Source organism: Qipengyuania sp. GPGPB31 (assembly GCF_038396345.1).
GTDB lineage: Bacteria > Pseudomonadota > Alphaproteobacteria > Sphingomonadales > Sphingomonadaceae > Qipengyuania > Qipengyuania citrea.
Genome location: NZ_CP149572.1, coordinates 590,326 through 609,833, shown reverse-complemented (window position 1 = coordinate 609,833; position 19,508 = coordinate 590,326). Strand labels below are relative to the sequence as shown.

Annotated in this window: 17 protein-coding genes and 2 tRNA genes; 14 read left to right on the top strand and 5 right to left on the bottom strand. The window is 64.2% G+C overall.

Annotation, left to right across the window (positions count from 1 at the left end; translation table 11 throughout):
- Nucleotides 1-146: 146 nt before the first annotated feature.
- On the top strand, nt 147-1,829 hold the full coding sequence (gene leuA, locus WKH79_RS03150) for a 2-isopropylmalate synthase (RefSeq protein WP_341859581.1): 1,683 nt from the start codon (nt 147-149) through the stop codon (nt 1,827-1,829).
- Here the strand turns inward: leuA and WKH79_RS03145 are convergent.
- Nucleotides 1,826-3,640: a diguanylate cyclase gene (locus WKH79_RS03145; RefSeq protein WP_341859580.1), complete on the bottom strand. Its 1,815-nt coding sequence runs from the start codon at nt 3,638-3,640 to the stop codon at nt 1,826-1,828. The genes leuA and WKH79_RS03145 overlap by 4 nt on opposite strands.
- A gap of 240 nt (nt 3,641-3,880) precedes the next feature.
- Here WKH79_RS03145 and WKH79_RS03140 point away from each other — a divergent pair, with 240 nt between their 5' ends.
- Nucleotides 3,881-4,942, top strand: coding sequence for an amidohydrolase family protein (locus tag WKH79_RS03140; protein ID WP_341859579.1), 1,062 nt, complete (start codon nt 3,881-3,883; stop codon nt 4,940-4,942).
- Between the two features lie 84 nt (nt 4,943-5,026).
- A complete protein-coding gene (locus WKH79_RS03135) occupies nt 5,027-5,995 on the top strand; it encodes a nitronate monooxygenase family protein (protein ID WP_063513070.1) in 969 nt (322 codons plus the stop codon).
- Here WKH79_RS03135 and WKH79_RS03130 read toward each other — a convergent pair.
- From WKH79_RS03130 to WKH79_RS03120, 3 genes are all read right to left on the bottom strand, one after another.
- On the bottom strand, nt 5,992-6,525 hold the full coding sequence (locus tag WKH79_RS03130) for an AHH domain-containing protein (protein WP_228135268.1): 534 nt from the start codon (nt 6,523-6,525) through the stop codon (nt 5,992-5,994). The genes WKH79_RS03135 and WKH79_RS03130 overlap by 4 nt on opposite strands.
- Before the next feature lie 7 nt (nt 6,526-6,532).
- The gene (locus WKH79_RS03125; protein ID WP_341859578.1) at nt 6,533-6,886 is read right to left on the bottom strand and encodes a hypothetical protein; all 354 of its coding nucleotides are present in this window, start codon (nt 6,884-6,886) and stop codon (nt 6,533-6,535) included.
- Nucleotides 6,887-7,436: 550 nt separating this feature from the next.
- On the bottom strand, nt 7,437-7,922 hold the full coding sequence (locus WKH79_RS03120) for an NAD(P)H-dependent oxidoreductase (protein ID WP_341859577.1): 486 nt from the start codon (nt 7,920-7,922) through the stop codon (nt 7,437-7,439).
- Between the two features lie 79 nt (nt 7,923-8,001).
- On the opposite strand from WKH79_RS03120, the gene recJ reads away from it, so the two are divergent.
- From recJ to phoB, 11 genes are all read left to right on the top strand, one after another.
- Nucleotides 8,002-9,780 (top strand): single-stranded-DNA-specific exonuclease RecJ, encoded by a 1,779-nt coding sequence (recJ, locus tag WKH79_RS03115; RefSeq protein WP_341859576.1) that lies wholly within the window; start codon nt 8,002-8,004, stop codon nt 9,778-9,780.
- 84 nt (nt 9,781-9,864) lie between these two features.
- Nucleotides 9,865-9,939 (top strand) — tRNA-Glu (locus tag WKH79_RS03110).
- 46 nt (nt 9,940-9,985) lie between these two features.
- Nucleotides 9,986-10,060: transfer RNA gene (locus WKH79_RS03105), tRNA-Glu, on the top strand.
- Nucleotides 10,061-10,122: 62 nt separating this feature from the next.
- Entirely contained in the window at nt 10,123-11,310 is a 1,188-nt protein-coding gene (locus WKH79_RS03100) for an ATP-binding protein (protein ID WP_063505583.1), read from the top strand.
- A gap of 128 nt (nt 11,311-11,438) precedes the next feature.
- Nucleotides 11,439-12,761, top strand: coding sequence for a porin (locus WKH79_RS03095; RefSeq protein ID WP_341859575.1), 1,323 nt, complete (start codon nt 11,439-11,441; stop codon nt 12,759-12,761).
- Nucleotides 12,762-12,874: 113 nt separating this feature from the next.
- Complete coding sequence (locus WKH79_RS03090) at nt 12,875-13,921, top strand: substrate-binding domain-containing protein (RefSeq protein ID WP_063511980.1); 1,047 nt, start codon at nt 12,875-12,877, stop codon at nt 13,919-13,921.
- Nucleotides 13,922-13,937: 16 nt separating this feature from the next.
- Entirely contained in the window at nt 13,938-15,323 is a 1,386-nt protein-coding gene (pstC, locus tag WKH79_RS03085; RefSeq protein ID WP_050600660.1) for a phosphate ABC transporter permease subunit PstC, read from the top strand.
- A complete protein-coding gene (pstA, locus tag WKH79_RS03080; RefSeq protein WP_341859574.1) occupies nt 15,316-16,566 on the top strand; it encodes a phosphate ABC transporter permease PstA in 1,251 nt (416 codons plus the stop codon). The genes pstC and pstA overlap by 8 nt, the downstream gene beginning before the upstream one ends.
- Nucleotides 16,567-16,604: 38 nt before the next feature.
- Nucleotides 16,605-17,351 (top strand): phosphate ABC transporter ATP-binding protein PstB, encoded by a 747-nt coding sequence (gene pstB, locus WKH79_RS03075; protein WP_050600725.1) that lies wholly within the window; start codon nt 16,605-16,607, stop codon nt 17,349-17,351.
- 13 nt (nt 17,352-17,364) lie between these two features.
- Nucleotides 17,365-18,036: a phosphate signaling complex protein PhoU gene (phoU, locus tag WKH79_RS03070; RefSeq protein WP_050600726.1), complete on the top strand. Its 672-nt coding sequence runs from the start codon at nt 17,365-17,367 to the stop codon at nt 18,034-18,036.
- A 70-nt stretch (nt 18,037-18,106) separates the two neighbouring features.
- On the top strand, nt 18,107-18,793 hold the full coding sequence (gene phoB, locus WKH79_RS03065; RefSeq protein ID WP_063511931.1) for a phosphate regulon transcriptional regulator PhoB: 687 nt from the start codon (nt 18,107-18,109) through the stop codon (nt 18,791-18,793).
- Between the two features lies 1 nt (nt 18,794).
- Here the strand turns inward: phoB and WKH79_RS03060 are convergent, their stop codons facing one another.
- Complete coding sequence (locus WKH79_RS03060; RefSeq protein ID WP_341859573.1) at nt 18,795-19,469, bottom strand: extensin family protein; 675 nt, start codon at nt 19,467-19,469, stop codon at nt 18,795-18,797.
- Between the last annotated feature and the right edge of the window lie 39 nt (nt 19,470-19,508).

Genomic DNA, 19,508 nt, shown 5'->3' with positions numbered 1-19,508 from the left:
CGCCGTGGTATGACGAATGCACTCGGCCTAATTATCCTGCGACTTACTCGCCCTTGGGCGTGATATCTGGCGTGCCTTTCCCGGTGCGCTGAGCGCCCAAGGGACCGACCGCCACCCTACACTTTCGCAGATACCGAGTTTCCCCGATGTCCATGCTCCGCGACCCGAGCGTCAAATATTCGCCCTTCCCGCAGGTACCGCTTGCCGAACGCCGGTGGCCCACGCGCACCATCACCGCGGCGCCGCGCTGGCTGTCGACCGATCTGCGCGATGGCAACCAGGCAATTGTCGATCCGATGGATGCGCACAAGAAGGGTCGCTTCTTCGACCTCCTCGTCGAAATCGGGGTGAAGGAAATCGAAGTCGGTTTCCCCAGCGCCGGTGCCACCGAGTTTGACTTCATCTCGGGCCTGGTTCGCGACGGGCGCGTACCCGACGACGTGCTGGTGCAGGTCCTCACCCAAAGCCGTGAAGACCTGATCCGGACGAGCTTTGCCAGCCTTGGAGGGGCCAAGCAGGCGATCGTCCATCTCTACAATGCCGTCAGCCCCGCCTGGCGCGAAGTGGTGTTCGGGATGAGCAAGGAGCAGGTCCGCGACATTGCAGTGCATGGCGCCAAGATCATGCGCGACGAAGCGGCCAGGCAACCCGACACCGCGTGGCATTTCCAGTACAGCCCCGAAACCTTCTCGACTGCCGAACTCGATTTCAGCCTCGAGGTCTGCGAAGCGGTGATGGAGGTGCTGGCGCCCACTCCCGAACACCCGATCATCCTCAACCTGCCCGCGACGGTCGAGGCGGCGACCCCCAATATCTATGCCGATCAGGTTGAATACTTCGTCGGCAACCTGCCCGCTCGCGACAGCGCGGTGATCAGCCTGCACACGCATAATGACCGCGGCACCGGCGTGGCCGCGGCGGAACTGGCTTTGATGGCCGGTGCCGACCGCGTCGAAGGCTGCCTCTTCGGCAATGGCGAACGCACGGGCAATTGCTGCCTGGTGACGATGGCGCTCAACATGTACACGCAGGGCGTCGATCCGCAGCTCGATTTCTCCGACATCGACCGCGTGATCGAGACGGTGGAATATTGCAACGAACTGCCGGTCCACCAGCGGCACCCCTATGGTGGCGAACTGGTCTACACCGCCTTTTCAGGTAGCCACCAGGATGCGATCAAGAAGGGATTTTCGGCGCTCGAGACGCAGAACGATCCGCATTGGCGCGTACCCTACCTGCCAATCGACCCGGCCGATCTGGGGCGCAGCTACGAAGCGGTGATCCGGGTCAATTCGCAATCCGGCAAGGGCGGCTTCGCCTGGGTGCTGGAACAGGACCAGGGGCTCAAGCTGCCCAAGAAAATGCAGGCCGATTTCAGTCCGCATGTGCAGGGGATGGCAGACAAGGTCGGTCGCGAGCTCAATGCAACCGACATCTGGGAAGCGTTCAAGGCGGCCTACCATGTCCAGACCGCCGACAAGCATTTCCAGTTGGTCGATTACGAGGAACGGCGCGGCAGCGATGGTACCCGGCTGTTCACCGGAACCATCGCGGTTGCTGGACAGGAACAGACCGTTTCAGGCCGCGGCAACGGCCTGATCTCGTCGGTCCTGACCACGCTCGAGGACGCTTTCGGACTCAGCCTGGAAGTGGTCGACTACACCGAACATGCACTGACTGCCGGACGGGACAGCCGCGCTGCCGCCTATCTCGAATGCCGGGACGCCGCCGGGCGGACCATCTGGGGCTGCGGGGTCGACGAAGATGTCGCGACGGCAAGCGTCAGAGCCGTGCTCAGCGCAGCGAATTCGGCGATGGACGCAGCCTAGCCGGCGACGGCGATCCGCGCCTGTTCGATTGGTGCTCCGCCTCTGGTAAGTCGTCCGAAGCCCTGCGCCCGGCAGGTGCGGTTGCGGCCCGACGCCTTGGCAAGATAGAGCGGGGCGTCCGCGGCCTGCAGCGCCATCGACGCGTTGCAGCTTTCGCTGATCATGGCGAAACCGAGGCTCGCGGTGACGGTAAAAGCCTTGCCATCGCTGTCGGCCATGGGGTGTTTCTCGATTGCCAGACGCAGGCGTTCGCAGATGTCTGCCGCTGCTTCTGCCAGCGGGCGCTTCACGATGATGGCGAATTCCTCGCCCCCCAGCCGTGCGAAGAAGAACGTATCGGACGCCATGCCGTTCATGATCGCGCCGACTTCGCTAAGCACCTTGTCACCGATGGCATGCCCGTGGGTATCGTTGACCTGCTTGAAATGGTCGAGATCGACGAATGCCAATCCGAACGGCTCCTGATCGGCAACGTCCAACCGTCTCTCGAGGATATCGAGGAATGCGCGGCGGTTGGGCAAGCCGGTGAGCGTATCGGTCCGTGCTTCGCGCGTCATCTCCAGCTCCTCGAGCTTGCGTGCGGTAATGTCACGGATCGTGACCACGAAGCCGCATACTTTCCGACCCGAGGTTTCCACTGCACGCAGCTTTGCCTCAAGCCAGCGGGTCTTCCCGCCCCGCCCCACCGACCGCTCGAGTATTTCGGTCCGGCCCGGATGGCGGCTGGCTTTATCGAGCGCGCGGTCGACCTTCTTACGATCGAACTCGCTGAAAAATGCCGCAAGGTGCAGCTGTTCCACGCTGCCGCGACCGCTCAACCGGGTCGAAGCCGGTGACGCGAAACGGATGGTTCCACTGCTGTCGAGGTGTAGCAGGGCGTCGTCCGAATGGTCGGCGATCAGGCGCTGCATCGCCTCGCGATCACCGAGTTCGTCGAGGATCCGCTGACGTTGCTGGATTATGACGGCCATCGGAAAAGCAATCAGCAACAATGTCGCGAGATAGAACTGCAGGAACAGCGCCTTCTGCCACAGTGGCATGGCAAGTTCGGCGAAGACCCCGGTTCCCATTCCCAGAGAGAACGCCGCCGCGACGGAAATCACCAGCACCGCGATAGCGGCGCCGAACCGGCGAAACCGGAAACTGACGAAAACGAGTGGTACGATGGGCAGGAACAGCAGCGGCACGGCAGACTGGTGAAACGCAAAGCCCGAGACCAGCGCGGTGAGGCTTACCACGCCCGCAAAGGCCAGAACCCGTGCGCGATCGCGCATATTAGCGAAGTCTTCCCTGCGATAGGACTGCAAGAGCAAGGCCAGCGGAAGCACCAGCAAGGTGCCAAGTCCGTGCCCGACCCACCAGGAAAACGCATGGAACAGCCACGTTCCGCCGACGATCTGGACCGCCATCAACCCGCCCACGATCGCACTAGGAAGGGGTCCGACAAAACCGGCCCAGAACCCGAGCGAGGCGACGCCGCCTTCGCTTTCGATAAAATCGCGCTCTGGCCTCCAGCGCACCAGCAGCCACGCGATGAACCAGCCTTCGAAGATATTCGCCACTGCCAGCGGGAGCGCCCAGGCCGGTCCGAAACCGAACAGCGCCGTCGCCGCCGTGCTCAGGCCCATGAGGATCGCAAAAGCTCCGAGGTGGTGGACGCGGGGCAGGGTCAGGAACAGGGCTGCAGCCAGTGCGGATCCCACCCAGACCAGCGCGAGACCGCCGGCGAAACGGGTCCAGAAGATCGTGGCCGACGTGACCACGAAGAACAGCGCCCCGTACAAGGCGATCCGCATCGCTGGATGCGTCATGGAGCAACCGTTCCCATGGTGGCGCGGTAGACCGGGGAGGTTAACGGCCTGAAAGGATTTGGCTGCGGGTTGCCCCGTAGCAACGCGTAGATATCCGTGCGCGGACAGCGTGACGGCAAACGGCAGCGCCCAAGGCATGAGGCCACCCTTCCCGCGCATCCTTTTCGCTTGTCAGAAAGGGCGGACCTGTGTTCCATCACCGGGAGAGGCCGAAGGCAGCCGAAGGGGGGAGCGCAGCCAGTGACCGAAGATATTCTCGAACCCGAACTGCCGATCATCGATCCGCACCATCACCTGTGGGACCTGCGGCCGCTGGTCGGGGCATTCCCCGAACCGCGGCATGCTTTCATCGAAGCGATCTCGGGTGCCGCCTATTATACCTTCGACCAACTTTACGCCGATACGCACTCCGGCCACAATGTCGTGGGCACGGTGTTCATGGAATGCGGCGCCTTCTACGATGCCAGCCGCGACGAAGCGATGAAACCCGTCGGCGAAGTCGAATTCGTCAATGGTGTGGCGGCACAAGGGGCCAGCGGCTTGTACGGCGATTATCGGCCCTGTGCCGGGATCGTAGGCCATGCCGACCTGACCCTTGGCGATGGTGTCAGGCCGGTGCTCGAAGCGCTAATCGCGGCGGGCAACGGGCGCTTCAAGGGCATCCGCCATGCCGCTGCCTGGGATGCCGATCCCGAAGTACTAGGTCCGCCGTTCCACGCCCCCGAAGGTCTGTATGGGTCGGACGCGTTCCGGGCTGGGTTTGCCGCCTATGCCGAGCATAATCTGACGTTCGATGCCTGGTTGCTCGAACCGCAACTAGGCGACCTCATCGATCTCGCGCGGGCCTTTCCCCACCAGCAGATAGTGCTCGACCATTGCGGCACCCCGCTGGGGATTGCCTGCTATCAAGGCAAGCTGCACGAACGGTTCGACACTTGGCGCAAATCGATCCACGCGCTTGCCGAATGTCCCAATGTCGCGGTGAAGCTTGGCGGGCTGGCAATGGCTTTTTGCGGACTGCCCGAAGAAGGTCCCGACAAGGGCTATGGATCGGAACACCTGGCCGGCCTATGGCGACCGTATATCGAAACCTGCATCGAGGCGTTCGGACCCGATCGGGCGATGTTCGAATCGAATTATCCGGTCGATCGCTGGGGGGCGACCTACCCCGTGCTGTGGAACGCCTTCAAGCGACTGGCAGCAAAGCACAGCCCGGCGGAAAAGCGCGCGCTTTTCGCTGGCACTGCGGCGCGTATCTACGACATCGAACACGTGCTCGAGCTGCCGTCCGCCGCAGCTTGACGTTTACGTAACGTCACTCTCGACAAGCGGGTGAACGCACCATACGCCACTCGCCTAGCGACTAATGAGAGGAATTTGCCCGCCATGCCCCTGCCCGCCCCCTTCGACAAGCTGCGCCTCCCCGTCATCGGGTCGCCGCTGTTCATCGTTTCCGGGCCCGAACTGGTCATCGCGCAATGCAAGGCGGGGATCGTCGGCAGTTTCCCCGCGCTCAACGCGCGGCCGCAAAGCCAGGTCGATGAGTGGCTGCACCAGATCACCGAAGAACTGGCGGCGCATAACCGCGATAATCCCGATCGTCCCGCAGCCCCCTATGCGGTCAACCAGATCGTCCACAAATCGAACGACCGGCTCGAAGCCGACATGGCGACCTGTGCAAAATGGCAGGTGCCGCTGGTCATCACCTCGCTCGGAGCGCGGGAGGAAGTGTTCAGCGCGGTCGAAGGCTGGGGCGGCATTACGCTTCACGACGTGATCAACGACCGTTTCGCACGCAAGGCAATCGAAAAGGGCGCCACCGGCCTGATCCCCGTGGCCGCCGGCGCCGGCGGTCATGCCGGCGTGCTGAGCCCCTTCGCGCTGATGCAGGAAATCCGCGAATGGTTCGACGGCCTGGTCGCGCTTTCGGGTTCGATTGCACATGGCCGTTCGATCCTTGGCGCGCAGGCACTGGGCGCGGATTTCGCTTATATCGGTTCGCCGTGGATCGCCGCGAGCGAGGCGAATGCCGACGAGGGCTACAAGAAGGCCATCGTCGACAGCAGCGCCGAAGGCATCGTCTATACGAACCTGTTTACCGGAGTTCACGGCAATTACCTGCGCTCGAGCATCGAAAGCGCTGGTCTCGATCCCGACAACCTGCCCGAAAGCGATCCCAGCAAGATGAATTTCGGCAGCGGCGGCAATTCCAAGGCCAAGGCGTGGAAGGACATCTGGGGTTCGGGCCAGGGCATCGGCGCGGTCACCCGGAGCGCTCCCGTCGAAGAGACCGTCGCGCGGCTCGAACGCGAATATATCGCCGCAAAGGAAGCGCTGGCAAAGGCCACCGCCTAGTCCGCGCTCGCTTCCCACAGGAGGCCCGCCATCGCGTCGAGATCGGTAAAATCGACGCGGGCGGCCTGGCGATCTTTCCGGTTGAGGCGAAGGGGTTTGCGCACATCCAGCAATCGCCGCCGCAGGGCCCGCTGCAACAGCGCAAGCCGCATCAGGGCGACGGCAGCGGCTTCGTCCGGGCGCGACTGCTTCTGAAGTGACCAGCGCCGCTCAATACGTCCCATCCGCTGGATGACCATTTCGTTGTAGCGGCGATGCGGCCCGCGATGGAGCGGCAGCGCCAGACGCAGCGCTGCATCCTCGCGCGCAGGCAGCAGCAGGCCGTTGCAGCGAAAATCGTCGAACCCGATCCGATCGGCTCCCACCGTTTCGATCAATCCCGTAAAACATCGCTTGTTCAGCGCCTGGCGAGGCAGCAGATGGTGTTTCTGCAGCGCGGGGTCATGTTCAGCAGTGCCGGAACGGTTGACCGCACGGAAGGGCAAGTGCGGGCGGGCGAAGTGGGCTACAGTGTGCGTGCCGCGATCCACCGTGCCGCTAGACGGGATCGATGCGAATCACGCCAGCGGCCAAGTCTGGCACCATTTCGAGTTCCGCTCCCCCCTCGATGACAAAACGCAGCGGTTCGACGGGCAATTCATAACCGACCAGTTCCTGGACGATGCGGACAACAAGCCGTGTCGCGGCAGCACGGTCCTGCGAAAGGGATGACGCCAGCGCCAGTTCGCAGCCGATGAAGAAGGCCAGTCCCTCGGTGCGAAGATGGCCGCCCGGACCGGCATATATACCCAGCATCCCAAGCGCAGGGAATGCCCCGCCGGCGATCCACGCTTCGACCGTGCCAGTAAAGAACTTCGGCGCGATCGCAGTGCGCGCCGGCGGCCAGCACACCACACGAACATCCGGCAGCCGCGCAGCCAGTTCCCCCCAGCGCCAGCAAGGTCCGCATCACCGGCAAGGAGTGGGCCCCTGCTGCGATATGCGGGCCGGGGCGCAGGCTGACGGCCTCCGCACCTGCAAGGCAATCGACATCGCAGCTGAACCGGTAGGCCACTTCGGGGGCGACCATTGCCGGACCGGGCGCCAGGCCCCGCAAGTCGAAGGTCAGGCCGTCGAGCAGGAGTTCGAGCCAGTCGGTGTCGCGGGACGCTTGCGAGAGTTCGGCTGCGACATGGTGCGACGTATCCGCGTTAGCGGGATCGAAACTGATCGACGCGCGGGGGAAGCATTCCAGCGCTTCAACTATCGCCGCGCGATCGGGACGGCGGCCGTGCTCGAACATGAGCACAAGCCCAGCCGCGCCGGCCCCCGCCGCACCGGTCCTCGAAGCTCCGACCGTCACCGTGCCGTCCGTCCTGCTGCCATGCCGGGCTCTTGTGGTCGCAATTAGCCGCTGCGTCGAGACCGATCCGGCGGCATGGCTCCGAAACGGACCCGATCCCTAGAAAATACCTTGGGCGATGCCCTCGGCAAGTGCCGTACCCAGATCCCGAGCGCGGTCCAGGGCTTCCGGCTCAACGGTCTTCGGAGCAAGAATGGCCTCTGCTTCCTGTGCCTCGGTGTTGACGATCCACCGATCGGTCACGCGTTTCAGCCGCCAACCGGTGGCGATGCGATCGATCTGCCGCTGGGCCCCCTCCCCGTCCGACCCCGCGGCGATCACCGTCGCGTAGGGTCGCCCCTCGATCTTTCCGAGGACGGGATAGTAGCACCGGTCGAACATTTCCTTCATTTCGCCGCTCATGCTCGCGAGGTTCTCGGGGCAGCAGAACAGATATCCGCCCGCTGCCAAAAGATCCTCCGGTTCGGCATCTTCCGCGCGCAGCAGGCGGCTATCGGCGCCAGCTGCCTGGTGTGCAGCCTGCGCCAATTGCTCGCTGGTACCGGTGCGGCTGTGCCAGATAGTCAGAAGCGGTCCGGTGGACATGGACCAAGCATCGCGCGCGGCTGTCGATTGTCAATCGGCGCAACTTCCGTTGCCCCCAAGCACAGGCTATTGCCCGCGCATGGCATCGCAGGCCCTTTCACATGTATTCGGCGTATCATCCTCCCTCACGGGCCGCGCATGGCGCTGGCGCGGTGGGAACATGGAACTCGGCGGATCACAGACCCTGGGGGACGATATCGTTCGCCAGCTGCTGTTGTCGCGCGGGGTTGCAGCAGAGGATATCGAACGCCACCGGCAGCCCACCCTGCGTAACTTCCTGCCCGACCCATCGCTTTTCCGCGACATGGACGTGGCCGCTGACCGCATCGCGCAGGCGGTACTCGCAGGCGAAACGATCACGATCTATGGCGATTACGACGTCGATGGCGCGACCAGTTCCGCGCTGCTCATCCGGCTGTTGCGCGACCTCGGGGTCGAAGCAGGCTATTACATTCCGGATCGCCTGCTCGAAGGCTATGGTCCCTCGGGCGAAGCCTTGGTCCGGCTCGGCCAATCGGGTTCGAGCCTGATCGTCACCGTCGATTGCGGCGCTATGGCACACGAAGCGCTTGCCATGGCGCATGACGCGGGGATCGACGTGATTGTCGTCGATCACCACAAGTGCTCGGCCGAACTTCCCAAGACGGTCGCGCTGGTCAATCCCAACCGGCTGGACGAGGAGGACGACGCTGCCGCGCATGGCCACCTCGCCGCAGTCGGGGTCGCCTTCCTGCTGGGTATCGCACTGGTGCGCACGTTGCGTCAGCGCGGCTTCTTTGCCGGTCGCAAGGAACCCGATCTGCTTGCGCTGCTCGATGTCGTGGCGCTGGGCACGGTAGCCGATGTCGCTGCATTGCACGGGCTCAACCGCGCTTTCGTGGCGCAGGGGCTGAAGGTGATGGCGCGGCGCGACAACATCGGCATGTCCGCCCTGATCGATGCCAGCCGGCTCAAGCGCAGTCCCGCCTGTTCTGACCTCGGCTTTGCCCTGGGGCCACGGATCAACGCCGGCGGCCGCGTGGGCGAATCGACGCTCGGCGTGCGGTTGCTGACCACGCGCGATCCCGAAGAGGCGCGCACCATCGCCGCGCAATTGTCGGCGCTCAACGACGAGCGGCGCGCGATCGAGGCCGAAGTGCAGGAAGCGGCCGAGCAGCAGATTGCTGCCCAGCACAGCCGGGCGGTGCATCTGGTGGCCGGCGAAGGGTGGCACCCCGGAGTGATCGGGATCGTAGCCGGGCGAATCAAGGAAAAGACCGGCAAGCCCGCAGTGGTCATCGCGCTCGACGGCGATACCGGAAAGGGATCGGGCCGCTCGATCAGCGGGGTGGACCTTGGCGCTGCCATCATCCGTGCGCGCGGCGAAGGTCTGCTGGTGGCGGGCGGCGGCCATGCCATGGCAGCCGGGCTCACGGTGGACGCCGACAAGGTAGACCAGCTGGCTGACTGGCTCGACCATACGCTCGAGGGCCATGTCGCCCGCGCCTCCGCCACGCGCGATATGGCGCTCGATATTGCCGTGGCGCCCGGCGGGCTGACGTCCGAGCTGGTCAATTCGCTCGAAGAGGCCGGCCCCTACGGGGTCGGCTGGCCCGGGCCGCGGGTGGCGGTCGGCCCGGTACGGCTGGTCAAATGCGATATCGTGGGCACCGATCACGTCCGCCTGATTGCCGCGGGCGACGATGGCAAGAGCTTCAAGGGCATCGCCTTCCGCGCCGCCGAAAGCGACATGGGACAAGCCTTGCTGCACGGATCGCGCGGCCGCCGCCTGTGGCTGGCAGGCCGCGTGAAGATCGACGATTGGGGCAACCGCCCGCAGGCGGAACTGCACCTGGAAGATGCCGCCTGGGCCGATTGATACTTTTGCGTGCGAAGGAGGGTTGACGGCCCGCAGCCCCACGCCTAATTGGCCCGCCACGCCACCGACCCGCAACGCGGGTGTGGCCCGTTCGTCTAGCGGTTAGGACGCGGCCCTTTCACGGCTGAAACACGGGTTCGATTCCCGTACGGGTCACCACGGTGGTGGTATTGCCATGGCAATCCGCGCAAAGCGCCACTTTTGTGGCCCGTTCGTCTAGCGGTTAGGACGCGGCCCTTTCACGGCTGAAACACGGGTTCGATTCCCGTACGGGTCACCACTTCTCCACCACGCTGAAAAGCGGCTGGCGCGTCCGCGGATGCGCCGCTAGGCCGCATGGCCATGACCAAGCCCAGCTTTCCCTGGCCCGGATTCGCGCTGGCGATGATGGCCTGCATCATCCTGGCCTCGCTTGGCGTGGATCTGATCTATGTCGCGCTCGTCCTGCTGGTCTGGATCGGCTCGCTCTATCTGGTGGCCGCGCGGCCGGACGAAGCGCGCCCCAAGCCGCAAGGCCCTGCCTTCACCCGCGACAATATGGCCGACCTGTTCGAACATTCCGAAACACCCGTGGTCATCACCGAACGCGACCGGGCGATTATCGCCAATCTGTCGGCGCGCCAGTTGCTGGGGGGACATATCGTCGGGCAGGATGTCCGCATGGCGCTGCGACAGCCCGAAGCGATCCGCCTGCTCGGTCGCGACGTCGACGGCGGTGCGGTCGTCCGCGGCCTGGCGCGACGCACCGATATCTGGCGGATCAACCGCAAGACGCTGCCCGGCGAACTTGCCGTCATCGAATTCGTCAACAAGACCGCCGAAGCCGATATCGCGCGGGCCCATACCGATTTCGTCGCCAATGCCAGCCACGAACTGCGCACGCCGCTGGCTTCGATCATCGGCTATGTCGAAACGCTGCGCGAGGATGTCGATAATCTCGATCCGCGCATGGCGGACAAGTTCCTCGGCACGATCCAGCGCGAGGCGAAGCGCTTGCAGGACCTGGTAAGCGACCTGATGTCGCTGTCACGAATCGAGGCCGTGAAACACGACCTGCCCGAGACCACGCTCGACCTGGCCAAGCTCGCCGAACGCGCGGCGCATGATGCCGCCAATGGCGAACGGCTCGAACTGCTCGACTTCGAGGCGACCGGCGAATTCCCGGTCCGCGGCGATCGCCAGCAATTGGAACAGCTGGTCCGCAACCTCGTAGACAACGGGTTCAAATACGGTGAACCCGGCCAGACGGTGACGGTGCGCATCCATCCCAAGGGCGACAACCGGTTAAGGCTGACCGTGACCGATCGCGGCGAAGGCATCGCGGCCGAACATATTCCGCATCTCACCCGCAGGTTCTACCGCACCGATCCGGGCCGCAGCCGGGCATCGGGCGGCACCGGACTGGGTCTGGCGATCGTCAAGCACATCGTCGAACGGCACCGGGGCCGGCTGGATATCGACAGCACGCCGGGCGAAGGCACGCGCGTCACGGTTACCCTGCCGCTGGAAAAGCAAGACGAAGACGACTGACGCGGCTTGTGCCGGTAGCAGCGGGGCATGCCAGCCTGTTCCGGTTGTTACACGATGTCATATATCTGAAACATCGCGGTCATAGTGGCGTCGTCGTTCCGTAACCCTCTGATCAAGTGATTTGAACGATGCCCCGTAGCACCCGCTTCCCGCTGGCAATCTTTGCGCTCGGCTGCGCTGCCCCCGCACCCCTGCTCGCGCAGGATGCGGACGAAGATCTGGCGGCCATGCGCATGCAACTGGCGGCCATGAACGCACGTATCGACCAGCTCGAAACCGAGCTGGAGGCAACGCGTGCCGCCGCAGCGGCGGTGCCGGCTCCCACCACCCCGGCAGAGCCGGCAGCAGCCGCACCGGTTGCCGTGCTCGCCAAGTCCGACGGCTGGAGCTTCAAGCCCCGCGGCCGTCTGATGGTCGATACGGGTTTCACCAGCGCCCCTTCGTCGACCGGGGCCAGCGATGGCTTCGGCAGCGAACTGCGCCGCGCCCGCTTGGGCGCTTCGGGGGATATGCCCGGAGGGTTCGGCTACAAGTTCGAGATAGATTTCGCAGGCAACGAGGTTTCCGTCACCGACGCCATCCTGAGCTATGAGGACGGTCCGCTCGAAGTCGCGGTCGGGCAACACAACAACTTCCAGTCGCTCGAGGAACTGACCAGCAGCCTGCACACGACCTTTATCGAGCGCGCGGCCTTTACCGACGCGTTCGGCTTCGAACGCCGTCTGGGTGCGTCGATCACTTACGGTCGAGGCGATATCCTCATCCAGGCGGGGGTCTTCACCGACAATATCGAGGACACGGACAGCAAGAACCGGGGCGTGGATGCGCGGATGGTCTTCATGCCAGAGGCTGGCGACACGCAGCTTCATTTCGGCGGATCGGTCCACTACAACGACCTCGACGATCCTGCTGCCGAGGTGCGCTATCGCCAGCGCCCGCTGGTGCACTTCACCTCGCAACGGTTCATCAACACGGGCAGCATGGGCGCCCGCAGCGAAACCGGGTTCGGGCTCGAGGCCGCAGCGATCGCCGGGCGTTTCCACGCCGCCGCCGAAGGCTATTGGCAGACGGTCGACATGCCAGCTCTGGCGAGCGACCCCACCTTCTTCGGCGGCTATGCCGAGGCAGGGGTATTCCTCACCGACGATTCGCGCGGATACAAGGGTGGCAAGTTCGATCGCACCAAGCCGCAGCGGCCGGTTGGCGACGGCGGGTTCGGATCGCTCCAGTTCACGCTGCGCTACGACCATCTCGACCTCAACGACGCCGGGATCCTCGGCGGCCGCCAGGCAGGCTATCTCGCCTCGCTGATCTGGAAACCGACCGACTATACCGCGCTGTTGGTCAATTACGGCCGCTTGCAGTACGAAGACGCGGTCCTGCCCGCCGCGAATGGTGATACCTCCTACGGTGTCGACGCTTTCGGCGTGCGCGCGCAAATCGATTTCTGACCGGCGGACGATCCGCCAATTCCGGGCCTCCGGGCGCCGGGTCAAACTATTGTCGCAACCCTGTAACATTGGGGCGCTTTTGCGCCGCTAGCTATACATCTAAGGGGCTATCCATGACCAATACCAAATCCTTCATCTTCGCCGCAGTATCGGCGCTCGCGCTCACCGCGTGCGGCGGCAACGGAGCCGATGGCGGCTCGCGCGACTCGATCCGTGCAGTCGGTTCGTCGACCGTGTTCCCGTTTGCTAAGGCAGTTTCCGAAGCCTTCGTTCGCAACCAGCCCGATTATCGTTCGCCGATCATCGAATCGACCGGCACCGGCGGCGGGATGAAGCTGTTCTGCGCCGGTCTCGGCGCCGACACCCCCGACATGACGCACGCCTCGCGCCAGATGAAGGCGAGCGAATTTGCCGACTGCCAGGCCAATGGCGTTACCGACATCATCGAAATCCAGGTCGGTCTCGACGGGATCGCTTTCGCGTCGGCGCAGGGCGGCATCACGATGAGCCTGACCCCCAAGCAGGTCTACGAAGCGATTGCGGCCTCGCCCTATGGCGGCGAGCAGACCAACCAGACCTGGTCCGACGTCGACCCCTCGCTCCCCGACCAGCCTATCCTGGTATACGGGCCGCCGAGCACGTCGGGCACGCGTGACGCGCTCAAGGAACTGGTCCTGGAAGTCGGCTGCGATACCAATCCCGAAATGGAAGCGCTCAAGGAAACCGACAAGGATCGCCACGCACAGCTGTGCACCGAGGTCCGTTCGGACGGCGCCTATGTCGACCAGGGCGAACAGGACAATCTCATCGTCCAGAAGATCGAAGGCAATCCCAACGCCGTGGGCGTCTTCGGCTACAGCTATCTCGAAGAGAATGCCGACAAGGTGCAGGGCCTCGAGATGAACGGTGTCGCTCCGACTTACGAGAACATCGCGAGCTTCGCCTATCCCGGCGCGCGCCCGCTCTACGTCTACGCCAAGAAGGCGCATCTCGATGCGATCCCCGGCCTGCGGGAATACCTGCTGCAGTGGACGAAAATGTGGGACAAGGATGGTGAACTCGCCAAGATCGGTCTTGTCGCATCGCCTGCGGACGTTATGGCGGCGAACCTGAAAGCAGCCACCGAATACACCACGCTCGATGGCGCGCAGCTCAAGTAAGGTCTGAAAGCAACTTATGTCGCCAGCTATCCTGCTCTTCCTGGCCCTCGGGCTCGGGCTCGCCGGATGGCTGGCGGCCCGTGCCCGCGCATGGGCCTTCCGGCGCGACAGCGCCGAACGGCGGCTGCCCAGCCTGCCGGTTTACCATGCGTGGTATGTCGCGCTGTGGATCATCCTGCCGATGGTCGCGTTCATCGCGCTGTGGAGCGCCATTGCTCCCGGCCTAGTGACGCAGCAGGTCCTGGCGAGCCCGGCGGCAGCCGAACTGCCCGCCTTCGGCTTCCAGCGCCAGACCATCCTCAACGAAGCGCGTGCGGTGGCGACGGGCGCGGCCTCTGCGGTCTTCAATCCGCAGGCTGCAGCGCTCGTCGAACCCTATCGCGAAGCGCTGTTCTACTACAACACGATCGGGATCATTGTATCGCTGCTGGTCGCCTTCCTGGCCGGCACCTTCGCTTTCCTGCGGCTGCGGCCCGACTTCGCCGCGCGCAGCAAGGTCGAACGCATCGTCATGGCGATCCTGCTGGGCGCTTCGCTGGTGGCCATCCTGACGACGATCGGCATCCTCGCCAGCCTGGTGTTCGAGACGGTCCGGTTTTTCGGCATGGTGTCGCCGCTGGACTTCCTGTTCGGCACGCATTGGGGCCCCGACCCGATGGCCAACCCCGACAATCCCGATGGCACCCGCTACGGCGCGGTGCCGCTGTTCTGGGGCACGCTGTTCATCGGTGCGATCATCGCCATGATCGTCGCCATCCCGCTGGGCCTGATGAGCGCGATCTACCTGACGCAATATGCCGACCCGGCGCTGCGGCGCTGGATCAAACCCGCGCTCGAAATTCTCGCCGGTGTCCCGACCGTCGTCTACGGCTATTTCGCCGCGCTGACGATCGCCCCGGCGATCCGCGATCTCGCCATCGGCATGGGCGTATCGAACCCGTCGAGCGAAAGCGCACTCGCCGCCGGCCTCGTGATGGGCGTCATGATCATACCCTTCGTCTCCTCGATGGCCGACGATTCGATCGCCGCGGTCCCCGGCGCCATGCGCGACGGCAGCCTCGCGATGGGGGCCACGCGCTCGGAAACGATCAAGCGCGTAATGATTCCCGCCGCGCTGCCTGGTATCGTTGCCGGGATCATGCTGGCGATCAGCCGCGCCATCGGTGAAACCATGATCGTCGTCATGGCCGCCTCGACCGCCGCCAATCTGTCGGCCAATCCGCTCGAATCGATGACCACCGTCACCGTGCAGATTGTCGCCATGCTGACCGGCGAAGGCAGTTTCGACCATCCCGCCACTCTCAGCGCGTTCGCCCTCGGCTTCGTCCTGTTCATGGTGACGCTGGGATTGAACTTCGTCGCCCTGCGCGTCGTCAAGAGGTACCGCGAAGCATATGAGTGAGCGCATCGCCCCCACGCGCACGCCCGAATTCGAAGCGCGGCTGAAGAAACGCTACGCTTCCGAGCGCCGCTTCCGCGCGCTCGGTCTCGGCGCCATCGTGTTCTCGGTCGCGGTTCTGGTGTTCCTGCTGGGAACGATGACCTTCAACGGCATCGGCGGTTTCCAGCGGGTCGAAATGGAAGTGCCGATCGATTTCACCGAGGCCGGTATCGCCGCCGACCCTGCGGCGATGGAGCAACCCGGTGCGTTGGCATCGCTCGAGGCGCAGGGCCTGCGCGATGTCGTGCAGTATTTCGCCGAGGAAGAACTGGGCGAAGCGGCTGCGGAAGAGCTCGGCGCGCAGGCGTGGCGCGACGTCGCTACCGCGATCATCGCCGATCCGGCGGTTCTCCAGCGCAGCGAAAGCTTCTGGCTGCCCGCTTCGGCCAACCTCGCCTCGGGTTACGAGGGCGAAGGCTCGCCCGAAATGCAGGCCCTGGCGGCGGGGCTTTACGAAGAAGGCCGGCTGGCAAAGAATTTTGACCCGGGCTTCCTGGGCCGGTCCGATGCCACCAACCCCCAGCAGGTCGGGATCTGGGGTGCGCTCAAAGGCTCGCTTCTGACGATGGTGGTGACGCTGCTGCTCGCCTTCCCGATCGGGGTGCTGGCCGCGCTTTATCTGGAGGAATACGCCCCCAAGAACCGCTGGACCGATCTGATCGAACTGTCGATCAACAATCTGGCCGCGGTGCCGTCGATCATCTTCGGTCTGCTCGGGCTCGCGGTGTTCCTCACGCTGTTCCCCAATCTGCGATCGGCCCCGCTGATCGGCGGTATGACGCTGGCGCTGATGACCATGCCGGTCATCGTTATTGCCGGTCGCAATGCGATCAAGGCAGTGCCGCCGAGCATCCGCGACGGCGCGCTCGCAATCGGCGCCTCGCCCGTGCAGGTGGTCTTCCACCACGTCCTTCCGCTCGCCTTGCCCGGCATCCTGACCGGCACCATCATCGGCATGGCCCGAGCGCTCGGCGAAACCGCGCCGCTGCTGATGATCGGCATGCGCGCCTTCGTGGCCACGCCGCCCGACGGCTTCACATCGCCCGCAACCGTGCTGCCGATGCAAATTTTCCTGTGGTCCGATGAAATCGACCGCGGCTTCGTGGAACGCACCAGCGCGGCGATCATCGTGCTATTGCTGTTCCTGCTCGTGATGAACGGGCTCGCCATCTACCTGCGTAACAAATTCGAGAAAACCTGGTGACCGTAGTCCACGACAACCTCGAGAAAACCGAAGCCAAGATGAGAGCCGAGGCGGTCTCCGTATTCTACGGCGACAAGAAGGCGATCGACGAGGTTTCGATCGATATCCCGACCGAATATGTGACCGCGTTCATCGGTCCCTCGGGCTGCGGCAAATCAACGTTCCTGCGGACGCTGAACCGCATGAACGACACGATTCCCACGGCGCGGGTCGAGGGCAGCATCCAGCTCGACGGCGAGGATATCTACGCCTCGGGCATGGATGTCGTCCAGCTGCGCGCGCGTGTCGGCATGGTGTTCCAGAAGCCCAACCCCTTCCCCAAGTCGATCTACGACAACATCGCCTATGGCCCCAAGATCCACGGCCTCGCCGAAGGCAAGGACGAACTCGACGCGATCGTCGAGAAATCGCTGCGGCGCGCTGGCCTGTGGGAAGAGGTCAAGGAACGCCTGCAGGACAGCGGCACGGCGCTGTCGGGCGGTCAGCAGCAGCGGCTGTGCATCGCACGCGCCATTGCGGTCGACCCTGAAGTCATCCTGATGGACGAACCTTGCTCCGCGCTCGATCCGATCGCCACCGCCAAGATCGAGGAACTGATTGCGGAACTTAATGGTCGCTATGCTATCGTCATCGTGACGCACTCGATGCAGCAGGCTGCACGTGTCAGTCAGCGTACTGCCTTTTTCCATCTCGGAAAGATGGTCGAATATGGCCGTACGTCCGATATATTCACCAATCCGCATGAGCAGCGGACCCAGGATTACATCACGGGCCGCTACGGTTAAGGCTATGAATTCGATGCAAGAACATACCGTCAAGGCATTCGACGAGGACATCACCCGCCTGCGCGGACTGATTGCCGAGATGGGTGGTCTTTCCGAAGCGGCGATCGCGCAATCGCTCGAGGCGCTGGTCAATGGCGACGACGAGCTTGCCGACCGCGTCGTCAAGGCGGACAAGAAGATCGACGCGCTCGAAAGCGAGATCGACAAGCTCGCGGTGCGGATCATCGCGCTGCGTGCGCCGATGGCGGACGATCTGCGCGAGGTGATCGCGGCGCTCAAGATTGCCGGCGTCGTCGAACGGATCGGGGACTATTCGAAGAACATCGCCAAGGCGAGCAAGGCGATCGGGGGCAACCGCAAGCAGTTCGAACCGCTGACCCTGCTCCCCGCGATGGCCGACGTAGCCGCCGAAATGGTCCACGACGTGCTGACCGCCTATGCGGCGCGCGATGCCGAACTGGCACGCGAGGTCATCGCTACCGACGAGAAGGTCGACGCCTTCTACAATTCGATCTTCCGCAACCTCGTCAGCCATATGGTCGAAAACCCTTCGACCATCTCGAGCGCGGCGCAGATGCTGTTCGTGGCCCGCAACCTTGAGCGCATTGGCGACCACGCGACGAATGTGGCTGAAATGGTTCACTTCGCCGCTACCGGAACATATCCTCTCGACGAGGATGGCTGACATAAAACTGTAGCGCTGGGGTCATAATGCCGTGCCGACCGAGACTGAAACTCCCCGGAAAGGCAAGCATTTGCACGCTGCGAAACTGTTATTGGTGGAAGACGACCCGGCTCTTTCGGAGCTGCTCGAATACCGCTTCACCAACGAAGGCTACCAGGTTCGCACGACCCCAGACGGCGACGAGGCACTGTTGCTCGCGACCGAGGATGTGCCCGACCTCGTCATCCTCGACTGGATGATCGAAGGCACCAGCGGGATCGAGGTTTGCCGCCGGTTGCGGCGCGACAAACAGACCGCGCATGTCCCGATCATCATGCTCACCGCACGCGAGGCCGAGGACGACCGCGTGCGCGGGCTCGATACGGGCGCCGACGATTACCTCACCAAGCCCTTTTCCCCGCGCGAACTGCTCGCGCGCGTGGCGGCGGTCATGCGGCGTATTCGCCCCGCGCTGGCCGGCGAAAGCATCGAGGTCGGCGATATCACGCTCGACCCGGTGGCGCACAAGGTCACCCGCCGCGGGCGCACCTTGCAGCTCGGCCCGACCGAATACCGTCTGCTCAAGTTCTTCATGGAAAGCCCGGGCCGCGTGTTCAGCCGCGGGCAGTTGCTCGACGGGGTCTGGGGTACCGAAAGCGAGATCGAACTGCGCACGGTCGATGTCCATATCCGGCGCCTGCGCAAGGCGATCGAGATCGAAGGCGCGAAGGATCCGGTGCGAACGGTGCGCAGCGCGGGCTATTCGCTCGAGGCCTGACCTAGCGGCAGACGCCGCGCCAGCGCGGGCTCATGTCGAGATGGAAATGGTCCGCATGCGCGGCATTGTAGTCGGGTGACAGCACGGTCGCGAAGCTGCTGCACGCACCATCGCGCACGGTGCGCAGGAATTGCGCTTTGTCCCCCTCACCGGACCAATCGCGCAGCACGCTGATCCGCGTCCCGTCGGCAAGCACGAAGCCGGCGATATCGATCGCGTTGGCAGTGGCATGTTCGCTCCAGGCGCCGCTGTCACGGCCATAGAAACGGCGGCAGGAATAGGCGCCAAGATGCTCTATCCGCGCGATTTCCGACCCGAATATGTCGTGTGCAGTGGGCTTCAGGACATCGCGCTCCCATAGCAACAGCGCGATCGACGCAGGGCAGGTGACCGGCGGCGTGTTCGGGCTGAGCGGATAGTCGGTGAGCCGCGTGCGATCCTCGCGGCGACACGCGCCCTCGCCCGCGGGTTCGAGCACATCATGCGCGATATCGCTGCGTTCGAGCACTGCACGGCATGCCGGAGCATCCTCGCGCAGCGCGAGCAGCTTGGTTTCGGTCGCCCAGCCCGGCGGATCGCGCAGGTCGAGCGGTGCCCAGGGATTGTGCTCGGGATGCTCGGCGAGCCAGACCCGGCCGCTCAGCAGAAGTCCCGCCATGACGAGCAGCAGTGCCACCCGCCGGTCGCCGGCAAAGTGTCCGATTCGTCGCGATAT